Raw genomic sequence first — 21,270 nt, forward strand, 5'->3', positions numbered from 1 at the left:
CCGATCGCGCCGTCCGCCCGGGCACCACGACGACGCCCGGGTGCATGCCGAAAGGGCAGCCCGTGTTCCGCAAGATCCTGGTCGCGAACCGAGGCGAGATCGCCATCCGGGCGTTCCGCGCCGCGTACGAGCTCGGTGCCCGGACGGTCGCCGTCTACCCCTACGAGGACCGGAACTCCGAGCACCGGCTCAAGGCGGACGAGGCGTACCAGATCGGCGAGCCCGGTCACCCGGTCCGCGCCTACCTCGACGTCGCCGAGATCGTCCGCGTCGCCCGTGAGTGCGGCGCGGACGCGATCTACCCCGGGTACGGCTTCCTGTCCGAGAACCCGGAGCTGGCGGCCGCTGCGGCAGCGGCCGGCATCACGTTCATCGGCCCGGGCGAACGCGTGCTCGAGATGGCCGGCAACAAGGTCACGGCGAAGGAACACGCCGTCGCGGCGGGGGTGCCCGTCCTCGCCAGCACGCCGGCCTCCCGCGACGTCGACGAGCTCGTGCGCGGCGCCGAGGCCATCGGGTTCCCGGTGTTCGCCAAGGCCGTCGCCGGTGGCGGTGGCCGGGGGATGCGCCGTGTCGCCCGGCCCGAGGCCCTCCGTCCCGCCCTCGAGGAGGCCATGCGCGAGGCCGACAGTGCGTTCGGCGACCCGACGATGTTCCTCGAGCAGGCCGTGCTCCGGCCCCGGCACATCGAGGTCCAGATCCTCGCGGACGCCACCGGCGACGAGGCCGGGACCATCCACCTGTTCGAGCGCGACTGCTCGGTGCAGCGCCGGAACCAGAAGGTCATCGAGATCGCGCCGGCGCCGGACCTCGACCCCGCGGTGGCGGCAGCGCTGCACCGGGACGCCGTCGCCTTCGCCCGGTCGATCGACTACGTGAACGCGGGCACGGTCGAGTTCCTGCTCGACACCGTCGGCGAGCGCGCCGGGCAGCACGTCTTCATCGAGATGAACCCCCGCATCCAGGTCGAGCACACCGTGACCGAGGAGGTCACCGACATCGACCTCGTCCAGGCGCAGATGCGGATCGCGGCGGGCGAGACGCTGGCGGACCTGGGGCTGTCGCAGGAGGACGTGGCGGTGCACGGCGCTGCCCTGCAGTGCCGCATCACGACCGAGGACCCGTCGCAGGGCTTCCGCCCGGACACCGGCCGGATCACGACCTACCGGAGCCCGGGTGGCGCGGGGGTCCGCCTCGACGGCGGCACGGTGTCGACCGGCGCGCAGATCAGCCCGCACTTCGACTCGATGCTCGCCAAGATGACGTGCCGCGGGCGGTCGTTCCCCGCCGCGGTCGCCCGGGCCCGTCGTGCCCTCGCCGAGTTCCGCATCCGCGGCGTGAGCACGAACATCCCGTTCCTCCAGGCCGTCCTGGAGGACCCGGACTTCGCTCGCGGTGACATCAGCACGTCGTTCATCGAGGAGCGCCCGCAGCTGCTCGGCGGCCACGTCTCGCGGGACCGTGGCACCAAGGTGCTGGCGTGGCTCGCGGACGTCACCGTCAACCAGCCGAACGGGCCGGGCACGGGTGCACTCGACCCGGCGGTGAAGCTCCCGCATGTGGACCTGGGACAGGAGCCGCCGGCCGGGCAGCGGCAGCGCCTCCTCGCCCTCGGTCCGGCGCGCTGGGCGGAGGCCCTGCGCGCGCAGACGGCCCTGGCCGTCACCGAGACGACCATGCGCGACGCCCACCAGTCCCTGCTCGCGACCCGCGTCCGCAGCACGGACCTCGTCGCGGTCGCCCCGTACGTCGCGCGGCTCACCCCGGAACTGCTCAGCATCGAGGCCTGGGGCGGCGCGACGTACGACGTCGCCCTGCGGTTCCTCGGCGAGGACCCGTGGGAACGACTCGCGGCCCTCCGTGCGGCGATGCCGAACATCCCGATCCAGATGCTCCTCCGCGGCCGCAACACGGTCGGCTACACGCCGTACCCGACCGAGGTCACCGCGGGTTTCGTCGCCGAGGCCGCGGCGACGGGCGTCGACGTCTTCCGCGTGTTCGACGCCCTCAACGACGTCGCGCAGATGCGACCCGCCCTGGAGGCCGTGCTCGCGACCGGCACGGCCGTCGCCGAGGCCGCGCTCTGCTACACGGCCGACCTGCTCGACCCGGCGGAGGACCTCTACACGCTCGACTACTACCTGCGCCTGGCGGAGCAGATGGTGGCGGCGGGTGCGCACGTGATCGGGATCAAGGACATGGCGGGCCTCCTCCGTGCCGGTGCTGCCGAGCGCCTCGTGGCGGCCCTGCGGGAGCGGTTCGACCAGCCGGTCCACGTGCACACGCACGACACCGCCGGCGGGCAGCTGGCGACCCTCCTGGCGGCGAGCCGCGCCGGAGCGGACGCCGTCGACGTCGCGGCCGCGCCCATGGCGGGCACCACGAGCCAGCCGAGCATGTCGGCGCTCGTGGCGGCGCTGGCGCACACGGAGCGCGACACCGGGCTCGCACTGCGGGCGGTGAGCGACCTCGAGCCCTACTGGGAGGCCGTCCGCCGCGTCTACCGGCCGTTCGAGTCGGGCCTCCCGGGTCCCACCGGTCGGGTGTACGTGCACGAGATCCCGGGCGGGCAGCTGTCGAACCTCCGGCAGCAGGCGATCGCGCTCGGCCTCGGCGACCGGTTCGAGGAGGTCGAGGACCAGTACGCCGCGGCCAACCGGATCCTGGGACGCCCGACCAAGGTGACCCCGTCCTCCAAGGTGGTGGGCGACCTCGCACTCCAGCTCGCGGCGGTCGGCGCCGACCCCGCCGACTTCGAGCAGCACCCCGAGCGGTACGACGTGCCGGACTCGGTCGTGGGGTTCATGGCGGGCGAGCTCGGGGACCTGCCCGGCGGCTGGCCGGAGCCGTTCCGCAGCAAGGTGCTCGCCGGGCGCGAGGTCCACCTCACGACGACGCCGATCTCGGACGAGGACGCCGCGGTGCTCGCCGAGCCGGGCCGGGCGCGGCAGGCGGCCCTGAACCGGCTCCTGTTCCCGGGTCCGACCGACGAGTTCCACCGTGTCCGGGACCAGTACGGCGACCTCTCGGGCGTGGGGACCGCCGACTACCTGTACGGGCTCAAGCAGGGGCGGGAGCACGTCGTGTCCATCGCCCGGGGCGTCACGCTCCACGTCGGCCTCGAGGCCATCGGCGACGCCGACGAGCGCGGCATGCGCACGGTCATGACCACCCTGAACGGGCAGCTTCGCCCCGTGTATGTCCGTGACCGGTCGGTCGCGGTGGAGTCGAAGGCCGCCGAGAAGGCCGATCGCGACGACCCGGGTCAGGTCGCGGCACCGTTCTCCGGTGTCGTGACGCTCAAGGTGCAGCCCGGCGACCACGTCGAGGCGGGTCAGGCCGTGGCGAGCATCGAGGCGATGAAGATGGAGGCGGCGATCACGACGCCCCGTGCGGGAACGGTGACGCGGCTGGCCGTCCCGGTGACCCAACAGGTCGACGCCGGGGACCTCCTGGTGGTGGTCGCCTGATGACGGTCCGTCCCATCCGGTTGTTCGGCGACCCCGTGCTGCGGTCACCGGCCGACCCGGTCCGGATCGGCGCGGACGGCGTCGCGGACCTCGTGCAGGACCTCCTCGACACGGTGCGGGTGCCGGGCCGTGCCGGCGTGGCCGCGCCGCAGATCGGCGTCGGACTGCGCGCCTTCAGCGTCAACGTCGACGGTTTCGTCGGCTACGTGCTCAACCCGGAGCTCGTCGAGACCCGTGGCGAGCCCGAGCTCATGGACGAGGGATGCCTCTCGGTGCCCGGCCTGGCGTACCCGACCCGACGGTTCCCGTACGCGCGGGTGCGGGGCCTCGACGTCGACGGCGCCGAGGTCGTGCTCGAGGGCGAGGGGCTCATGGCGGAGGCGCTGCAGCACGAGACGGACCACCTCGACGGCACCGTCTACGTCATGACGCTCGATCCGGAGACACGACGACGTGCGCTCCGCGACATCCGCGGGCAGGATTGGTTCTGACCGGGGCGCACATCGCTCCCGACGCGGTCACCCCCGTTCACGGGGTGGACGCGGATCAGGTTCCCTGGTCACCGTGGACCCGGACGCAGAGAGGGCGTCCGCCGACAGGATCAGGGGACAGCGATGTCATCATCAGGAACACGTCTCGTCCGTGCGCGATCGCGCCGCGGACGACTGACCGCCCTCGGGGTGGTCCTCACGGTCGTCGCCGCGCCGCTCGCGGTGGTGACGGTCAGTGGTGCGGCACCGGCCCACGCCGCGACCGAGCCGGTGGTGGGGGAGTCCCCGGACTACGCGTCCGAGACCTTCCAGGACCCGTGGGACTTCAGCGACGCGGCCGACTACAACACCGACCTCAGCGGGCCCGGCACCTACAAGGTGGCCAACGGGCAGCTGTCGATGAACTACGGCACCGGGGGCTTCATCTCGCTCGTCGACACGGTGAGCGGCAGCTTGGCCTACGGGCGGGACGGTGCCGCGGCGCCGATCAACACGTCGCGCTACCAGCGCCTGTCGTTCGAGATGAACACGTCGTCGGCCGGTTCGGGCAAGGGCATCGTCTACTGGTACACCTGCCGCGAGAAGACGAGCAGCTGCCTCGGCGGGACCACCTTCAACGTCACGGCGGGCGACCACGTGTACGACATCCCGCTCAACGGGACGTCGAACCAGGGCAGCAAGATCCCGTGGACGAGCGCGAAGGTGGTCGCACTCCGCGTCCAGCCCATCGTCACGAACGCGGCACACCCCACGGTGTCGGCGACCCTGAACTGGGTGCGCCTGCACGGCGGCACGACGACGCAGGCCGCGATGCCGCCCGGCGACCACGGCACCTACCGGGTCGAGCCGATGCCCGAGCCGGTGGTGGACAGCCCCAGCCCGGCGGACGGCAAGGACCTCGCGACGGTCCAGCGGGGCAAGCCGTGGGAGTTCACCTCGTCGGCGAACGCGTCGGGCGTCACGCTGCAGAACGCGCGGCTCATCCACTACGGCAGCGACGGTCTGACGGCGCAGAACCAGGGGCCGAACCAGGGCGACCCGCAGGTCCACCTGCCCGTCCAGAAGTTCAGCGCGAACCAGTACCACTACCTCACCTTCGACCTGACCTACGACGGCGGGTTCTCACTGGCGAGCGCTGCGGGCGGCGGCAAGATGGCGCGCGTCATCTGGTACGGCGCGAGCACGTCGACGCCGCAGATCGGCAACGACATCCTGACGTTCTCCGGGGCGAACGCCCGTGAGGTCGCGATCGACATGACCGCGGTGAACCCCCTCGACGAGACCGCCCTCAACCCGAAGGTCGGGTGGGCCGGCCAGGTCATCACCGGGTTCCGGTTCGACCCGAACGAGGACAAGGGTGCCGCGGTCTGGCACCTCAAGTCGATCCACCTGCGGAACACGCCGGCCGCGACCGGCAGCACGACGGTCAAGTTCCACGACGCGGCCTGGGTCGCCGGCACGACGGCCGACGTCAAGGTCGGTACGAGCGCGAACGGTTCCGGCTTCACGACGATCGCGTCCGGCGTCCCGGTGCAGCAGGGCACGAACGCCACGACCTTCTCGCTCGGCTCGATGGCCGCGGGGACCTACCACGTCGAGGTCGTGCTCCACCACCCGAACAGCGGGAACGCACTGGCGTTCTCGTCCGCGCCGGTCATCATGTCCAAGGCCGCCGCGTCGGGCTCGACCGCCTCGGCCACCCCGAAGGGCAGCTTCGACACCCTCACGGCGACGAGCGGCGGGGCCACGGCACGCGGGTGGGCATGGGACCCGGACCAGACCTCGAGCACGGAGGTCCGGCTGTACGACCAGACCTCCGGGTCGAAGTACCTGGGAAGCGTGACGACCTCCATCGCCCGGTCCGACGTGGCGCGTGCGGTGGCGGGAGCCCCGGCGAACACCGGGTGGAGCACGACGGTCTCGCTGGCGAAGGGCACCCACAAGGTGTGCGCGTACGCGATCAACCAGGGCGGTGGGTCGAACCCGACGCTCGGATGCAAGTCCGTGACGGTCGGCTGAACCGCGGCCACACACGAACGCCCCGCCGGTGCTCCGGCGGGGCGTTCGTCGTCGGGTCGGGTCAGTACCCGCGGTGCCGGTGCTCGACGACCGGCACCGCGGTGGTCTGCACCTCGGAGCCCGAGTAGATGTGCTCGACGTCGACGGCGTGGTCGAAGAGCACCCGGTCCCGCTTGACGGTGAGCTTCGGCGTGAGGTGCCCGGACGCCTCCGTGAACTCGGCGTCCAGGATCGTGAACGAGCGGATCGACTCGGCGCGGGACACGCGCTGGTTCGCGGCGTCGATCGCGTGCTGCACGGCCGTGTGGACGCGTGCGTCGTGGGCGGCGCTCCGGGGGGTGAGCGCGGGGACGATCCCGTTGGCCGCGCACCAGCCGGCCAGCATCTCGGAGTCCAGGGTGACGAGCGCCGCGACGAACGGCTTGCCCTCGCCGACCACGACGACCTGCGCGACGAGCGGGTGCTCGCGCACGGCGTCCTCGAGCGGGGCGGGTGCGACGTTCTTGCCGCTCGCGGTGACGATGAGCTCCTTCGCGCGCCCGGTGACGGTCAGGACGCCGTGCTCGTCGAGCGTCCCGAGGTCACCGGTCCTGAACCAGCCGTCGACGAACGCCTGCTCGGTGGCGTCGGGGCGGTTCCAGTACCGGTCGAACACGTCGACGCCACGGACGAGGATCTCGCCGTCGTCGGCGATCCGCACCTCGACGCCGGGGAGGGCGCGGCCGACGGACCCGATGCGGATCTCCGCCGCCCGGTTGACGGTCGCGGGTGCGGTCGTCTCGGTCAGGCCGTAGCCCTCGAGCACGAGCACCCCGACGGACCGGAAGAAATGGGCCAGGCGGGGCGACAGCGGCGCCGACCCACTGATCGCGTACCGCACCCGACCGCCGAGCGCTTCGCGGAGCTTCGCGTAGACGAGCCGGTCGAACAGCCGGAACCGCAGGCGGAGGCCGAGCGGGACCGTCCCGGTGGCGAGCGCCTCGGAGTGCTCGACCGCGGTGTCGGCCGCCAGCCGGAACACCCGGCCGCGTCCGCCGACGGCCGCCTTCTGCTCGGCCGCGTTGTAGATCTTCTCGAACACGCGCGGGACAGCGAGCAGGAACGTCGGCCGGAACGTGGCGACCGCGTGCATGAGGTCCTTGGTGTCGGGCTCGTGACCGACGAGCACACCGGTCCCGATCGACATGACGGCGATGAACCGCGCGAACACGTGCGCCATGGGGATGAACAGCAGTGTCGAGGCGCCGTCCTCGACGACGTCCGCCATCGCCTCCGCCGCACCCTCGACGAGCGTCGTGAAGTTGTCGTGACGGAGGACGCAGCCCTTCGGCCGACCCGTCGTGCCGGAGGTGTAGATGATGGTCGCGTCGTCGTGCGCGGACACCGCGTCGAGGCGGGCGTCCAGCTCGGCGTCGGTCACCGGTTCGCCGAGTCGCGCCAGGTCGTCGAGCCCGCCGCCGTCGATGGTCCAGTGCTGCGCGAGACGTGGGAGGTCCGGGGCGACGCCCGCCACCCGGCGTGCGTGCTCCTCGCTCTCGACGACGATCGCGACGGACTCGGAGTCCTGGAGGATGTACCGGACCTGGTCGGGCGAGCTCGTCTCGTAGACGGGCACCGACACCAGACCCGCGTGCCAGATCGCGAAGTCGACGATGGTCCACTCCGACCGCGTGCGGGACAGCACGGCGATGTGGGCGCCCGGCTCGAGTCCCGCGGCGACGAGGCCCTTGGCGACGGCGCGGACGCGGGCGAGGACGCTCGCAGCGCTCATCGGCACCCACCGTTCCCCGTGCCGCTGGGCGAGGAGTCCGCGATCGGGCGTCGCCGCGGCCCGTTCGACGAGGATCCGGGCGGCGGAGCCGTGCCCGGCGTCCGCGTGGGTCTGGTCGGTCCCCTCCGGTGAGGTTCGGTGATCGTGCACGGCAACTCCCTCGTCGACCGTCGATGCTGATCCGCCTCGTCGTCGAGCCGGACGCGCTCAGCATAGGACCCACGCCCCCGCGCGAGTCCAGTGTCCACACCGGGTAGGGTCGATGTTCGTGCATGCCATCGGAATCGACATCGGGGGCACGAAGATCGCGGGCGCGGTCGTCTCCGAACTCGGCGAGATCGTCGCGGAGGACCGGGTCCCCACCAACGCCGCGGACCCCACCGCCATGCTCGACGACGTCGTCTCGATGGTCGAACGCCTCCGCGCGGAGCACGCGATCGAGGCCGTCGGTGTCGCGGCTCCCGGGTTCATCGACGCCTCGCAGTCGATCGTCTACTACACGCCGAACATCCGGTGGCGGAACGAGCCGCTGCGGCAGCGGCTGCAGGAACGCCTCGGCGACGTGCACATCACCGTCGACAACGACGCCAACGCCGCGGGCTGGGCGGAGTTCCGCTTCGGTGCCGGCCGCCTCGTCAGCGACATGACGATGCTCACGATCGGCACCGGTGTCGGCGGGGCGATCGTCACCGAGGACCGCTTGTTCCGCGGCGGCTTCGGCACCGGTGGCGAGATCGGCCACCTCCGCATCGTCCCGAACGGCCTCCCGTGCGGCTGTGGCGCGCGCGGGTGCATCGAGCAGTACGGCTCGGGTCGGGCGCTGCAGCGGATGGCGAACGACGTCGCGGACGCCGGTGGGATCGGTGTCGCCCTCGCCGAGGCCCGCGACGCCAACGGCGGCACGCTGGACGGGCAGATCGTCGGCGACCTCATCCTCGCCGACGACCCGGGGGCCCTCGCGGCGCTCCGTCGACTCGGACGACACCTCGGCGAGGCGTGCGCGTCGCTGTCGGCTGTGCTCGACCCGCAGCTGTTCGTGTTCGGGGGTGGGGTCGCGAGCGCGGGGGACCGCCTGCTCGAACCGATCCGTCAGGCGTACCTGAACAACCTGCCCGCGCGGGGTTACCATCCGGAGCCGGACTTCGTCATCGCGGAGCTCGTGAACGACGCGGGTGTCGTCGGTGCCGCGGACCTGGCGCGGATCCACGCGCGGACCGCCTGACCGCTCGACCGGACCGAGGACGCGACGATGCTCTACTGGGTGCTCAAGAACCTGCTCATCGGACCACTGCTCACGGCGGTGTTCCGCCCGTGGGTCGTCGGGCGTGAGCACGTTCCGGCGACGGGTCCCGTCATCTTCGCCAGCAACCACGTGTCGTTCATCGACTCCGTGATCCTGCCGGTCGTGCTCGACCGCCGGATCTCGTTCCTCGCCAAGAGCGACTACTTCACCGGTCGTGGGATCAAGGGCTGGGCCACGAAGACCGCCTTCGGCGCGCTCGGCCAGCTGCCCATCGATCGATCGGGCGGCAAGGCGAGCGAGGCCTCCCTGCGGACGGGCCTCGGCGTGCTGGCGCGCGGAGAGCAGCTCGGCATCTACCCGGAGGGCACGCGCAGCCCGGACGGGCGCCTCTACCGCGGCCGCACGGGCGTCGCCCGCATGGTGCTTGAGGGGCGCGTCCCGGTCGTCCCGGTCGCCATGGTCGGCACGCGCGAGGTCATGGCGATCGGTCAGCACGTGCCGAAGATCAAGCGCGTCGGGGTCGTCTTCGGCGAGCCCCTCGACTTCTCCCGCTTCACGGGCCTGGAGTCGGACCGCTTCATCCTCCGCAGCGTGACCGACGAGATCATGCACGAGCTCCGACGCCTGAGTCACCAGGAGTACGCCGACGTGTATGCGTCGAGCGTGAAGGAGCGCGGCGCAGCGGCCCTCCGGTCCACGGGGCAGCGCGTCGGTTCCACCGCTGGGGAACAGGGCGCCACGCTTCCACGTTAGGCTCAGTCAGTCCGCACGCCCCGACCGGTGTGGACAGCCCTGCCCGACGTGGCATCGAGCCACACAACCACGAGGGAATCGAAGTGTTCGAGTCGACCGACATCGTCGCCCTGCAGGATCCGGACGTGATCGAGGGGCTCGACTATTGGCGGACGCTCCCGATCAAGCAGCAGCCGGCGTGGCCGGACCCGGTCGCGGCTGAGGCCGCATCGGCCGAGATCGCGACCTTCCCGCCGCTCGTGTTCGCTGGCGAGGTCGACGTGCTGCGCGACCGGCTCGCGGCGGCGGCTCGGGGTCAGGCCTTCCTCCTCCAGGGCGGTGACTGCGCCGAGACGTTCGCCGGTGCGACCGCCGACGCCATCCGCAACCGGGTGAAGACGATCCTGCAGATGGCCGTCGTCCTGACGTACGGCGCCTCCACGCCCGTCATCAAGATGGGACGCATGGCGGGGCAGTTCGCCAAGCCGCGGTCGAGCGACTTCGAGACCCGCGGTGACGTCACCCTGCCCGCCTACCGCGGCGACATCATCAACGGCTACGACTTCACGCCGGAGTCCCGGCAGGCGGATCCCCAGCGTCTCGTGCGGGGGTACCACACCGCGGCGTCGACGCTGAACCTCATCCGCGCCTTCACGCAGGGCGGGTTCGCCGACCTCCGACAGGTGCACAGCTGGAACAAGGGCTTCGCCGAAAACCCGGCGAACGCGCGGTACGAGCACCTGGCCCGCGAGATCGACCGCGCCATCCGGTTCATGGAGGCCGCGGGCGCGGACTTCGACGAACTCAAGCACGTCGAGTTCTACGCGTCCCACGAGGGCCTCCTCATGGACTACGAGCGCCCGATGACGCGTATCGACTCCCGGTCCGGTCTGCCGTACGACACCTCCGGCCACTTCGTGTGGATCGGGGAGCGCACGCGCGACATCGACGGCGCGCACGTCGACTTCCTGTCGCGGGTTCGGAACCCGATCGGCGTGAAGCTCGGGCCGTCGACCTCGGCCTCCGACATGGAGGCGCTCATCGACAAGCTCGACCCCGAGCGCGAGCCGGGCCGCCTGACGTTCATCACGCGCATGGGGGCGGGCCTCGTCCGCGAGAAGCTCCCGCCCCTGCTCGAGGCGATCAAGGGCATGGACGCCAACCCGCTCTGGGTCTCCGACCCGATGCACGGCAACGGCCTGACGACGCCGACCGGCTACAAGACGCGGCGTTTCGACGACGTCGTGGACGAGGTCCGCGGCTTCTTCGAGGCCCACCGCGCGGTCGGGACCTACCCGGGCGGCATCCACGTCGAACTCACGGGCGACGACGTCACCGAGTGCCTCGGTGGGTCCGAGCACATCGACGAGGAGACCCTCGCCACCCGGTACGAGTCGCTCTGTGACCCGCGCCTCAACCACATGCAGTCGCTCGAGCTCGCGTTCCTCGTGGCCGAGGAGCTGAGCGCGGCACCGCGGTCCTGACGGTCCCCGGGACGGACGGGAGGCACGGCACCGGACCGGTGTCGTGCCTCCCGTCCGTCCGGCCCCCGGTCGCGTCAGCCGAGGGCCGGACGGCGCGCACCGGTCACTGCTCGTAGTCGAGCGTGATCGTGTCGCCCTTGTGCACGGTGGAGCCGGGGGCCGGGTCGGTCGCGGACACCGGCAGCGACGACTTCCAGTCGTAGAACGAGCACAGCACGTTCGTGCAGTCCGGGTAGGACACGTGCAGGCCGAGGGCCTGGAGGGTCGACGCGGCCTGGTCGATCGGCTTCTTCCGGACGTCGGGGAGCGTGATCGGGACGGGGCCCTTCGACACCACGAGCTGCACCGTGGAACCCTTGACCACGGGGTCGGCCGGGAGGATCGCCTTGATGACGTCGCCGGTGGGGACGTCGTCGCTGTACTGGCCGGGCGCCTGGCCGGCGTCGAGCCCGACCGCCTCGAGCGCGGCGGTGGCCGCGTCGCTCGACTTGCCGACGACGTCCGGCACGGCGCCGAGCGACACCGTGAGGCGGACGGGCATCCGCTCGCCGTACTGGTGCACGGTGGTCAGGTCGACGTCGTCGCCGGCCTCGGTCGTGCCGGTCGCGGCGAGGACGGTGCCCGCGGCAGCGGATCCGTCGAACCGGTAGCGCAGCTGCTCGAGTGTGAAGTGCGGGGCGAGTTCGCTCCGCACGGTCGCGACCGGCTGTCCGACGATCGCGGGGAGCACGATGGGTCGGGGCCCGGACGAGACGAGGATCCGGATCGTCGTCCCGCGGGTCACGATGCGCCGGGCGTCCGGCGCGGTCGCCGAGACGGCGCCCGCGTGGACGACCGCGTCGGGGCGCGCGCCGGTGCTCGACGCGGCGTGCAGTCCCCGCTCCTCGATCAGGCGGCGTGCCTGGGAGACGCTCTTGCCGGCGACCTCCGGCACGCGCACGTTGCCGCCGGGCCCGGGTCCGAACCACCACGCGATGACCCCGACGACGAGTGCCACCACGACCACGACGGCGAGGAGGACCCACCCGCGGCGACGGCGCCGGGCGGTCGTGTGCGCGAGGCGTCCCGCGGCGGGAGCGAGAGCGGTCTCGAGCGAGTCGCTCGCCGTCGGTGGGAACCGGGGCGCCGACGTCGTCGAGCGCTGCGGTCCGATCGGGCTCCGGGGCGGAGCGAGCGGACCACGCGGACCGAGCATCGTGGTGTCCGCGGGCGCGGCGTCGAGCGGCAGGACGGTGGTGGTGCCGGCGGGGTGGAGCACGGACGTCGCGCGAGGGCCGCTCATCCGCTCGTCGATGCCCGCGAGGCCGTCGAGCATCGCGCGGGCGTCGCGCGGTCGTTCATCGGGGTCGCGGGCGGTGGCCCAGCGGACGACGTCGTCGAGTTCGGGCGGCACCGCCGGGTTGCTCGCGCTCGGCGCCGGGACCGTGTCGTTCGCGTGCTGGTACGCGATCTGCATCGGCTGGTCGCCCTTGTACGGCTGCTCGCCCGTGAGCATCTCGTACAGCATGATGCCGACGGCGTAGATGTCGCTCCGGGTGTCCGCCACTCCGCGCGTGACGAGTTCGGGGGAGAGGTACGCGATGGTCCCGAGCAGGGCAGCGCCGGTGGCGGTGTTCGCCGTCGCGGCGCGCGCGAGGCCGAAGTCGCCGAGCTTGATCCGGCCGTCGTCCGCGAGGAGGACGTTCTCGGGCTTGAGGTCACGGTGCACGATGCCCGCCCGGTGCGCGGACGCGAGCCCGGCGAGGACGGCGCGGAGGATGTCGAGCGCCTGGTCGCTCGTGAGTGCCCGGTGCTCCTGCAGGAGGTCACGGAGCGTGATGCCCGGGATGTACTCCATGACGATGTAGGTGCAGTCGGTCTCCTGCCCCTGGTCGAACACCCCCACGACGTTCGGGTGGGACAGACGGGCGGCGGACCGGGCCTCCTGGATGAAGCGTCCGCGGAACGCGGCGTCGTCCGCCAGGTGACCGTGCATGATCTTGATCGCGACGCGGCGCTCCAGACGGACGTCCGTGGCGAGGTACACGGTGGCCATGCCACCGCGGGCGATGCGCGACCGGACGCGGTACCGCTGGTCGATCATCCGACCGATCATCGGATCCGTCGCGGCGTTCATGGTCACGGTCGGCATTCTACGAATCGGGCGTCGGACCACCGCCGCTGACGCACCGACCGTGATGCAATCTCGATCTGGAGGAGGAGGCGGTGCTCACGGACGACCGGTCCCGCTTCCGACCTGGCGGCCGGATCCGGCGTCAGAGGGTGGCGAGCCACGCGGTCGCGGGCTTCTCCCACTGGCCGTACGCCTTCGGGTACGCCGAGTTCTGCACGGCCTGGGCCGCGTCCGTGACCGACATCGACTGCCAGCCGGGGACGTCGAGGAGACCGGCCGTCGTGCCGGCGTTCGGGTTGTGCGGACCGCCGAAGAACAGCCTCGCCGCGTACGTCGGGTCCATGAGCTCGGACGCGGATCCCCAGCCCTGGCTCGGCCGCTGCTGGAACAGTCCGATCGAATCGCGGTCCCCGTGGTCGAGGTCGCGGAGCCCGGACTCCTGCATCGCGGCCGCGAGCGCGACGACGAGGCCCCGCTCGGGAACCCCCAGGGCGCGGCCGACGCGGACGATGGTCTCGGCGTTGGCCCGCATCTCGTTCGTCAGGCCGACACCGCTCGACGCCGGCACGACGAGGGTGCTCCCGGCGTAGATCGTGCTCGTGTAGGTCAGGCCGTTCGCGGCGAGCAGGTCGGCGACCGAGACGGCGTGCGCCGACGCGATCGTGGCCAGGGTGTCGCCGGCGAGGATGTGCACGGTCGTCGCGCTGCTGACCGCCGGAGCCGCGGTGCTGGTCCCGGCGTTCGTCGTCACCGCGACCGTCGAGGTGGTGGTCGCCGACGGTACCCGGAGCGTCTGCCCCGGGTAGATGACACTCGTGGCCGACAACTGGTTGGCGGCGAGCAGCGCGTTCGTGGAGACACCGAGCCGCGCCGCGATGCCGGTCGCCGTGTCGCCCGACACCACGTGGTAGGTCGAGGTCCCGCCGGTCCGGCCGGTCGCGGTCGACCCCGACCGCAGCGTCAGGGTCTGCCCCGGGTGGATGATCGCGTTCCAGCTCAGGCCGTTCGCGCTGAGGACGTCGCGCGGCGAGAGCCCGTACCGGGCCGCGATCGCGCTGACCGTGTCGCCCTGGACCACGGTGTATGAGGCCGGCGCCTCGGTGATGGCGGCGACGGTCGCGACCGTCGGGGTCGAGGTGGCGACCGCGGTGCCGAACACCGGGTGGTCGGTCTCGACGCGGTCGGGCGCGGCTCGTCGCGTGTGGTCGCCCTCGTGTTTCTCCTCGGGGCGGTGGCGCTGGTCCAGGTGTCCGGCGGCCACCGGTCCGGTCAGGCCGGCGGCGACGGCGATCGTGCCGGCGAGGACGATCGGCATCGTCGCGAATCGGGCTGCGCGCGGGCGCCGTGCGGCGGCGTCGTCGGTGTCCACGGTGATCACTCTCCTCGGGGGCCGCGGCGGGGGTGCCGTGCTGCTTCGGCCGGGTGCCGCGCCGCGGGTGCTCCGTCGCGCCGCGGCAAGGTCCGCACCACCGTGGCACGGATCGTCACGCGAGTCAATCAACGAGACGGATGTGACTGGTGTGACTCACGTGCCCCTCGCCCCCGTTCGAGGACCGCGGGGGATTCTGGCACCATGGCAGCGTGACTGACGCACTGACGGACGACGCCCTGTCCGAGCGCTGGCTGACCGTGCCCGACCTCGTGGAGCTGCTCGGTGTGAGCCCGGGCCGGGTCCACCGGCTGTTCGAGCAGCGCACCCTGCTCCCCGCGCGGGTCGACGGTGTGCTCCGTGTCCCGGTCGAGTTCCTCGACGGTGCGGAGCCGTTGCCGGAGCTCCGCGGCACGCTCATCGTGCTCGGCGACAACGGCTTCAGCGACGACGAGGCCGTGCGCTGGATGCTCACGACCGAGGAGTCGATCGGCGTCCCGCCCATCGCAGCGCTCCGGGCCGGACGCAAGGCCGAGGTGCGCCGGGTCGCGCAGTCCCTGCTCTGACCGGCCGCGATGGTCGGCGAGGCGCGGCGAGGCGGGTCGTCGCGGCGCAGCGGGTCGTCGAGGCGTAGCGGGTCGTCGAGCCGCGACCAGTCGCCGAGTCGGGGTGGTCCTCAGGCGACGCGCTGGGCGACCGTGTCCGCCAGGGCGACGAGCTGCTCCCGCGCCGACGGCGTGAGCGGCGCCGCCGCGAGCGCGGCCTTCGCCCGGGCGACGTGCCGCTCGATCGACCGCTCGACGGCGGCGACGGCGCCGGACTCGGTGAGGGTCGCCCGGAGCATCGTGATCTGGTCCTCGTCGAGCTCGGGATCGCCGAGCAACTCGTCGACGAGCTGCCGGGCGCCCGTGGGCAGGGCCTTCCGTGCGGTCGCGATGAGCACCGTCCGCTTGCCCTCGCGCAGGTCGTCACCGGCGGGCTTGCCCGTGACCTCGGGGTCGCCGAACACGCCGAGCAGGTCGTCGCGCAGCTGGTACGCGACGCCCAGGGGGAGGCCGAAGGCCCGCAACCCCTCGAGCTGGCGGTCGTCCGCGCCGGCGATGAGTCCGCCGATGGCGAGCGGCGCCTCGACCGAGTACTTCGCCGACTTGAACACGATGACCCGCTGGGCGCGGACGAGCAGGTCGGCCTCGTCGACGGTCGGCCACGCGGTCTCCTCGTGGATGTCGAGGTACTGCCCCGCGGTGACGTCGAGTCGCATCGCGTGGAACTCCTGACGGACCAGGCGCGCACGGCCGGGCTCGAGCAGGGCCAGGGCTTCGTCGAACACGCTGTCGGACAGCGAGAGCAGGAGGTCGCCCATGAGCAGCGCGCTGTTCGTGCCGTACGCGGCGCTGTCGCCGATCCATCCGTGCTCTGCGTGCAGGCGCTCGAAGCGACGGTGGGCTGCGGGGCGGCCGCGCCGCGTGTCCGAGCGGTCCATGATGTCGTCGTGCACGAGGGCCGCCGCGTGGAACACCTCGAGGGCCGCGGCCGCGGTGACGACGGCCTCCGCGGTGGTCTGACGGGATCCCGCGGCGAGCGGGTCGAACGAGCCCGACCGGCCGGCGACGGACTGCCAGCCCCAGTAGCAGAAGAGGGCACGGAACCGCTTGCCGCCGGCGAGCAGATCGCGCGAGAAGTCGCTGAACGGCGCGAGGTCGGGACTGATCGCCGCGAGCCGCGTGCGCTGCTCCGTGAGCGCGCGTTCGATGCGATCCGAGACGAGATCCACTAACCGCGTACTCTCAGCCACCCTCCTTACCTTAGTGGGTGGCCGAGGCATAGAATCGGCCCACTGAACCAGCGTCGATCCCAGGGATGAGGGACTTGAGATGCCACTCTCGGAGCAAGAGCAGCGACTCCTCGAGGAGATGGAGCGCAGCCTCTACCAGAACGACTCCGACTTCGTGGCCCGCGTCACCAAGCGGCAGGGGCGGCCGACCTACACCTCGATCACGCTCGGTGTCCTCGGGGCACTCGTCGGGGTCGGCGTCGTCGTGCTGGGCCTCGCGCTCCGGCAGCCCGTGATCGGCGTGGTCGGCTTCGTGCTCATGCTCGCGGGCGTCCTCTTCGCACTGCGTCCCGGTGTCGGCTCGCGTGCCGGCCGGCCGGCCGCTCGTCCGACCGCCAAGGGCGGCGCCGGCGGCTCGTTCATGGACCGCATGAACGAGCGCTGGGACAAGCGCAACCAGGAGCAGTAGCCGCTCCCGTCCACCTGCACCACCACAGCGGGGTCGACCTTCGGGTCGGCCCCGCTGTCGCGTTCCCGGGCGACAGCCCTCGATGCTCCGACGACACACCGCGGCCCTCCACCCCCTCCTCCACTCCGCTCCACACGATCCCCCCACTTCCCTCCACCCCCACTCCGACCGGGAGGAACGGCGCCGGATCCGCATGCGCGCGGGCGTTCGGCAGCGCTCCAGCCCGCCGCGACGCCGCCCACTCGCCCCCAGAACGGGGGCTCGGGGGCCTTCCCGGGGCGCCGTTCCGTTGCTCGGTGGTGGGCGGTGGAGTAAAGTGGAGGAACGAGGTGGTCGTTGGAGCAGAGGGGGTCGGCCGTGCTGCTCGGTACGTACGCTCCGAAGCTCGACGAGAAAGGGCGCGTCATCCTCCCCGCCAAGTTCCGTGACGAGCTGTCCGACGGCATCGTCATGACGCGCGGACAAGAACGGTGCGTCGTGGTCTTCAGCCAGCAGGAGTTCGCCGCGCTGCACGACCGCATCCGGCAGGCACCGATGACGAACAAGCGCACTCGCGACTACATGCGCCTGTTCCTCTCCGGGGCGAGCGCCGAACAGCCCGACAAGCAGAACCGCGTGACCATCCCCCAGAACCTCCGCGAGTACGCGGGCCTCGAGCGCGACCTGACCGTGATCGGCGCGGGTGACCGGGCCGAGATCTGGTCCACCCCCGCGTGGGAGGCCTACTACGCCGCGAGCGAGGCCGACTTCGCCGAGAACGACGAGGAGGTGATCCCGGGCGTCTTCTGACCCGCGGACCCGGACTCCCAGCCATGCGCCCTGACACACCTTCCCCGGTGTCAGGTCGGGATGGATGGGGATCCGGATCCACGGTCCAGGAAGCGGGGGCGACATGACAGCATCCGACGGCGGGACCTTCCCGCACACACCGGTCCTCCTCGAGCGCATCGTCGAGCTCTTCACGCCGACGCTCGAGGGGTCCGGCAAGGTCCTCGTCGACGCCACGCTCGGCATGGGCGGCCACTCGGCCGCACTGCTCGCGCGCTTCCCGGAGCTCACCCTCGTCGGCCTCGACCGCGACACGGACGCCCTCGGGATCGCGGGGGAGCGCCTCGCGCCCTTCGGTGACCGTGTCCACCTCGTGCACACCGTGTACGACGAGCTGCCCGCGGCCATCGCGTCCGTCGGGATCGACGCCGTCGACGGCGTGCTGTTCGACCTCGGCGTCTCGTCCCTGCAGCTCGACCGGGCCGAGCGCGGCTTCGCCTACAGCAAGGACGCGCCGCTCGACATGCGCATGGACCGCACCGCCGGCCCCACCGCCGCCGACGTCCTGGCCGAGTACGACGAGCGCGCGCTCCGCCGGATCTTCACGGTGTACGGCGAGGAGAAACTGGCGGCGCGGTACGCCCGGGCCGTCGTCGCGCGCCGGACCGAGCGCCCGTTCGAGCGGTCGGCGGACCTGGTCGAGGTGCTCACCGCCGCCACCCCGGTCGCGGTGCAGCGGCAGGGCCACCCCGCGAAACGGGTGTTCCAGGCCCTCCGGATCGAGGTCAACCAGGAGCTCGCGGTGCTCGAGCGAGCGATCCCGGCCGCGCTCGACGCCCTGCGCGTCGGCGGCCGGATCGTCGTCGAGGCCTACCAGTCGCTCGAGGACCGCATCGTCAAGCGCGCGCTCGCCGAGCGGACGCGGTCGAGCGCACCCCCGGGCCTCCCGGTCGAGCTGCCCGAGCACCGCCCGACCTTCACCGCCGTCGTCAAGGGCGCCGAGCTGGCCGACGAGGCCGAACGCGCCGCCAACCCCCGAGCCACCCCCGTGCGACTCCGCGCGGCCGAGCGAATCCGGAAGTGACATGACCACGAACCTCGCCCTCGCGGCCGGCATCGCGGCCGAGCCCCGCCCCGACCACCGCCGTGCCCGCCCGGAACTCGTCGAGGTCACGGCGACCAGCGCGCAGCGTCGGGCACGACCGCGGATCGTCGCCGCCTTCGTGGCGGTCGCCGCACTCGCGGCGCTCCTGCTCGCGCAGCTCGGCATCAGCATGGTCCTGAGCAAGGGCGCCTACCAGCTCGACGCGTTGCAGTCGACGCAGACGGACCTGAGCCGGTCGCAGCAGCAGCTCGACGAGCAGCTGTCCGTCCTCCGTTCGCCGCAGAACCTCGCTCGGAACGCCCAGGCGCTCGGGATGATCGCGAACTCGTCGCCCGTGTACCTCGACCCGAAGACGGGCGTGGTGTACGGCACGCCGACGCCGGCAGCGGCGACCGACTCGACCGCGGCCACCACGACGAACCAGGTGCCGAACGCGTTGCTCGACGGCACCGCGGTCGTCGCGAAGCACGGGGACACGGCCACGAGCGCCGAGCAGCCGACGACCCACACCACCACGACCGGCTCGGCGACCGGTGCGTCGGGCTCCGATGCTGGGAAGAGCAGCGGCGCCAGCGCGTCGGGCCAGGGTTCCTCGGACTCGTCCGTATCGTCGGACGCGGCCGAGCTCCAGGCGCCCCAGACGCGCTGACCGTCGCCCTCGGTCCGGAAGGACGCAGTGTGAGGAAGACCCTCCAGAACCGACGCATCCGCTACAGCGTCGCGATGGTGGCGATCATGGCACTCGTCGCGGTGTTCGTCGTCCGCCTCGTCGACATCCAGGTCGTGCAGGCGGCCGAGCTCGACAAGGCCTCCGTCGCCAAGCGGAGCATCCCGGTGACGCTGTACGGCACCCGCGGGTCGATCGTCGACCGCGACGGCACGCCCCTGGCGGACAGCGTCACGCGCTACAACATCACGACGGCGCCCCGCATCGTCGACGCGTTCCAGGGCAAGCTCGGCGGGACCCGGATCAAGCACGTCTCGATCGCGCAGGCGCTCCAGGCGCTCGCGACGGCGTCCGGTGGCGACGTCCCCACCATGAAGCGCGCCATCGCGGCCGCCCCGAACTCCGACTTCGCCTACCTCGTCAAGGGGTTGGACGTCGGGCACTACCGCGCGGTCGAAGCGCTCGGCATCCCCTGGGTCTACCCCGAGAAGCAAGCATCGCGGACCTACCCGAACGGTGCCGCCGCCGGCAACCTCACGGGGTTCATGGGCACGGACGGGGCGCAGGCGGGGCTCGAGCTGGCGTACGACAAGTGCCTCGCGGCGACGAACGGGTCCGAGACCTACGAGCGCGGCGAGGACGGCGTGCAGTTGCCGGGCAGCACGGTCACGACGAAGCAGGCGAAGAACGGCGGGACCGTCGAGACGACGATCGACGAGGACCTGCAGTACATGGCGCAGCAGGACATCGCCCAGCAGGCGCAGGCCCTCGGAGCGCAGTCGGCCACCGCGACGGTCGTCCAGGTCGGGACCGGGGAGATCCGCGCGATCGCGGACTGGCCGAGCGTCGACCCGAACGACGTGGACGCGACGAAGGACACCGGGTCGTTCGGCTCGCGGGCCCTCACCGCGACCTACGAGCCGGGGTCGACGATCAAGGCGGCGATCGCGGCGGCCCTCCTCGACACCGGCAAGGCGACGCCGCTCACCCCGGAGTCGGTGCCGTACTCGCGGACCTTCCCGTGGGGCGGCAGGATCTCGGACGCCGAGTACCACGGCACCGAGAACCTGACCCTGACCGGGATCCTCGCCCAGTCGTCGAACGTCGGCATCACCGAGGCGGGGCAGGTGCTCAGCGCCCAGCAGCGGTACGAGTACATGCGCAAGTTCGGCCTGTTCGAGTCGCAGTCCGGGATCGCCTTCCCGGGGCAGCCGACCTGGCCCGACGCCGCGTCGCCCTCGTGGGACCCGCAGACGAACATGAACTCGATGTTCGGCCAGGGGATCTCGACCACCGCGCTGCAGGTCGCGAGCATCTACCAGACGCTCGCGAACGGCGGGGAGCGGATCCCGCTGCACTTCGTCTCGGGGTGCGAGCAGGCCGACGGCACCGTCACCGACAAGCCCGACGTCACGCCGACGCGCGTGGTGTCCACCTCGGCGGCCGACCAGGTCGTGCAGATGCTGCAGAGCACCCTGACCGACCACGCGGGCACGCTCGCCGGCATGCAGCCCATCTCGGGCTACAACGTGGCCGCCAAGACCGGGACCGCCGAGGTCGCCGTGGCGAACGGTGGCGGGTACGGCAGCGACCGCATCATCTCGGTGGCCGGAATGGCACCTGCCGAGGACCCCCAGTATGTTGTCACGGTGACGTTCACGAAGCCGGGGCCGGGACATCGGTTCTCCAGCTCCGCCGCTCCGGCGTTCCACACCCTCATGTCCCAGGTGCTCGAGAAGTACCGCGTCACCCCCTCCACGACGGCGGAGAAAACCTACCCGTCCACGTGGTGAGG

16 protein-coding genes are annotated in these 21,270 nt (G+C 71.9%); 12 read left to right on the plus strand and 4 right to left on the minus strand.

All coding sequences use genetic code 11. From position 1 onward, the window contains the following. Positions 1-62: 62 nt before the first annotated feature. The 3 genes from DEI94_RS06095 to DEI94_RS06105 all read left to right on the plus strand — a co-directional run bounded on the left by DEI94_RS06095 (position 63) and on the right by DEI94_RS06105 (position 5,980). Positions 63-3,470, plus strand: coding sequence for a pyruvate carboxylase (locus DEI94_RS06095; protein ID WP_111026148.1), 3,408 nt, complete (start codon positions 63-65; stop codon positions 3,468-3,470). Beyond that, positions 3,470-3,961 (plus strand): peptide deformylase, encoded by a 492-nt coding sequence (locus DEI94_RS06100; protein ID WP_111008620.1) that lies wholly within the window; start codon positions 3,470-3,472, stop codon positions 3,959-3,961. The genes DEI94_RS06095 and DEI94_RS06100 overlap by 1 nt, the downstream gene beginning before the upstream one ends. A gap of 123 nt (positions 3,962-4,084) precedes the next feature. Beyond that, positions 4,085-5,980 (plus strand): hypothetical protein, encoded by a 1,896-nt coding sequence (locus tag DEI94_RS06105; RefSeq protein WP_146243977.1) that lies wholly within the window; start codon positions 4,085-4,087, stop codon positions 5,978-5,980. 61 nt (positions 5,981-6,041) lie between these two features. Here the strand turns inward: DEI94_RS06105 and DEI94_RS06110 are convergent, their stop codons facing one another. Then, positions 6,042-7,901: an AMP-dependent synthetase/ligase gene (locus DEI94_RS06110; RefSeq protein ID WP_111008622.1), complete on the minus strand. Its 1,860-nt coding sequence runs from the start codon at positions 7,899-7,901 to the stop codon at positions 6,042-6,044. A gap of 118 nt (positions 7,902-8,019) precedes the next feature. Between DEI94_RS06110 and DEI94_RS06115 the strand changes: the two genes are divergently transcribed. From DEI94_RS06115 to DEI94_RS06125, 3 genes are all read left to right on the plus strand, one after another. Then, on the plus strand, positions 8,020-8,973 hold the full coding sequence (locus DEI94_RS06115; protein WP_111008926.1) for an ROK family glucokinase: 954 nt from the start codon (positions 8,020-8,022) through the stop codon (positions 8,971-8,973). A gap of 27 nt (positions 8,974-9,000) precedes the next feature. Then, positions 9,001-9,747 (plus strand): lysophospholipid acyltransferase family protein, encoded by a 747-nt coding sequence (locus DEI94_RS06120; protein ID WP_111008623.1) that lies wholly within the window; start codon positions 9,001-9,003, stop codon positions 9,745-9,747. 125 nt (positions 9,748-9,872) lie between these two features. Next, a complete protein-coding gene (locus DEI94_RS06125) occupies positions 9,873-11,210 on the plus strand; it encodes a class II 3-deoxy-7-phosphoheptulonate synthase (RefSeq protein WP_111008927.1) in 1,338 nt (445 codons plus the stop codon). 103 nt (positions 11,211-11,313) lie between these two features. Here DEI94_RS06125 and pknB read toward each other — a convergent pair whose 3' ends face one another. Both pknB and DEI94_RS06135 read right to left on the minus strand, forming a co-directional pair. Further along, entirely contained in the window at positions 11,314-13,326 is a 2,013-nt protein-coding gene (gene pknB / locus DEI94_RS06130) for a Stk1 family PASTA domain-containing Ser/Thr kinase (RefSeq protein WP_220038777.1), read from the minus strand. 139 nt (positions 13,327-13,465) lie between these two features. Further along, positions 13,466-14,692 (minus strand): LysM peptidoglycan-binding domain-containing protein, encoded by a 1,227-nt coding sequence (locus tag DEI94_RS06135; protein ID WP_146249432.1) that lies wholly within the window; start codon positions 14,690-14,692, stop codon positions 13,466-13,468. A 212-nt stretch (positions 14,693-14,904) separates the two neighbouring features. On the opposite strand from DEI94_RS06135, the gene DEI94_RS06140 reads away from it, so the two are divergent. Further along, positions 14,905-15,258 carry an Rv2175c family DNA-binding protein gene (locus DEI94_RS06140; protein ID WP_258368399.1) on the plus strand — a complete coding sequence of 118 codons (354 nt, stop codon included), beginning with the start codon at positions 14,905-14,907 and terminating at the stop codon, positions 15,256-15,258. Positions 15,259-15,368: 110 nt separating this feature from the next. Here DEI94_RS06140 and DEI94_RS06145 read toward each other — a convergent pair whose 3' ends face one another. Beyond that, a complete protein-coding gene (locus tag DEI94_RS06145; RefSeq protein ID WP_111008625.1) occupies positions 15,369-16,487 on the minus strand; it encodes a polyprenyl synthetase family protein in 1,119 nt (372 codons plus the stop codon). Positions 16,488-16,566: 79 nt separating this feature from the next. Here DEI94_RS06145 and DEI94_RS06150 point away from each other — a divergent pair, with 79 nt between their 5' ends. The 5 genes from DEI94_RS06150 (at position 16,567) to DEI94_RS06170 (ending at position 21,268) form a co-directional block, all read left to right on the plus strand. Further along, positions 16,567-16,935 (plus strand): SCO2097 family morphological protein, encoded by a 369-nt coding sequence (locus DEI94_RS06150; protein ID WP_111008626.1) that lies wholly within the window; start codon positions 16,567-16,569, stop codon positions 16,933-16,935. Between the two features lie 357 nt (positions 16,936-17,292). Beyond that, positions 17,293-17,724, plus strand: coding sequence for a division/cell wall cluster transcriptional repressor MraZ (gene mraZ, locus DEI94_RS06155; protein ID WP_111008627.1), 432 nt, complete (start codon positions 17,293-17,295; stop codon positions 17,722-17,724). Between the two features lie 103 nt (positions 17,725-17,827). Further along, positions 17,828-18,787: a 16S rRNA (cytosine(1402)-N(4))-methyltransferase RsmH gene (rsmH, locus tag DEI94_RS06160; RefSeq protein ID WP_111026130.1), complete on the plus strand. Its 960-nt coding sequence runs from the start codon at positions 17,828-17,830 to the stop codon at positions 18,785-18,787. Between the two features lies 1 nt (position 18,788). Then, complete coding sequence (gene ftsL, locus DEI94_RS06165; protein ID WP_111026129.1) at positions 18,789-19,457, plus strand: cell division protein FtsL; 669 nt, start codon at positions 18,789-18,791, stop codon at positions 19,455-19,457. Between the two features lie 29 nt (positions 19,458-19,486). Next, on the plus strand, positions 19,487-21,268 hold the full coding sequence (locus tag DEI94_RS06170; protein ID WP_258377962.1) for a peptidoglycan D,D-transpeptidase FtsI family protein: 1,782 nt from the start codon (positions 19,487-19,489) through the stop codon (positions 21,266-21,268). Positions 21,269-21,270: the final 2 nt, after the last annotated feature.

The organism is Curtobacterium sp. MCBD17_040 (assembly GCF_003234805.2).
Lineage (GTDB): Bacteria > Actinomycetota > Actinomycetes > Actinomycetales > Microbacteriaceae > Curtobacterium.

Coding starts and splice junctions, on each gene's coding strand:
- DEI94_RS06100 (WP_111008620.1), top strand. CDS start 3,470: ATGACGGTCCGTCCCATCCGGTTGTTCGGCGACCCCGTGCTGCGGTCA.
- DEI94_RS06105 (WP_146243977.1), top strand. CDS start 4,085: ATGTCATCATCAGGAACACGTCTCGTCCGTGCGCGATCGCGCCGCGGA.
- pknB (WP_220038777.1), bottom strand. CDS start 13,326: ATGAACGCCGCGACGGATCCGATGATCGGTCGGATGATCGACCAGCGG.
- DEI94_RS06150 (WP_111008626.1), top strand. CDS start 16,567: ATGCCACTCTCGGAGCAAGAGCAGCGACTCCTCGAGGAGATGGAGCGC.
- DEI94_RS06120 (WP_111008623.1), top strand. CDS start 9,001: ATGCTCTACTGGGTGCTCAAGAACCTGCTCATCGGACCACTGCTCACG.
- ftsL (WP_111026129.1), top strand. CDS start 18,789: ATGACCACGAACCTCGCCCTCGCGGCCGGCATCGCGGCCGAGCCCCGC.
- rsmH (WP_111026130.1), top strand. CDS start 17,828: ATGACAGCATCCGACGGCGGGACCTTCCCGCACACACCGGTCCTCCTC.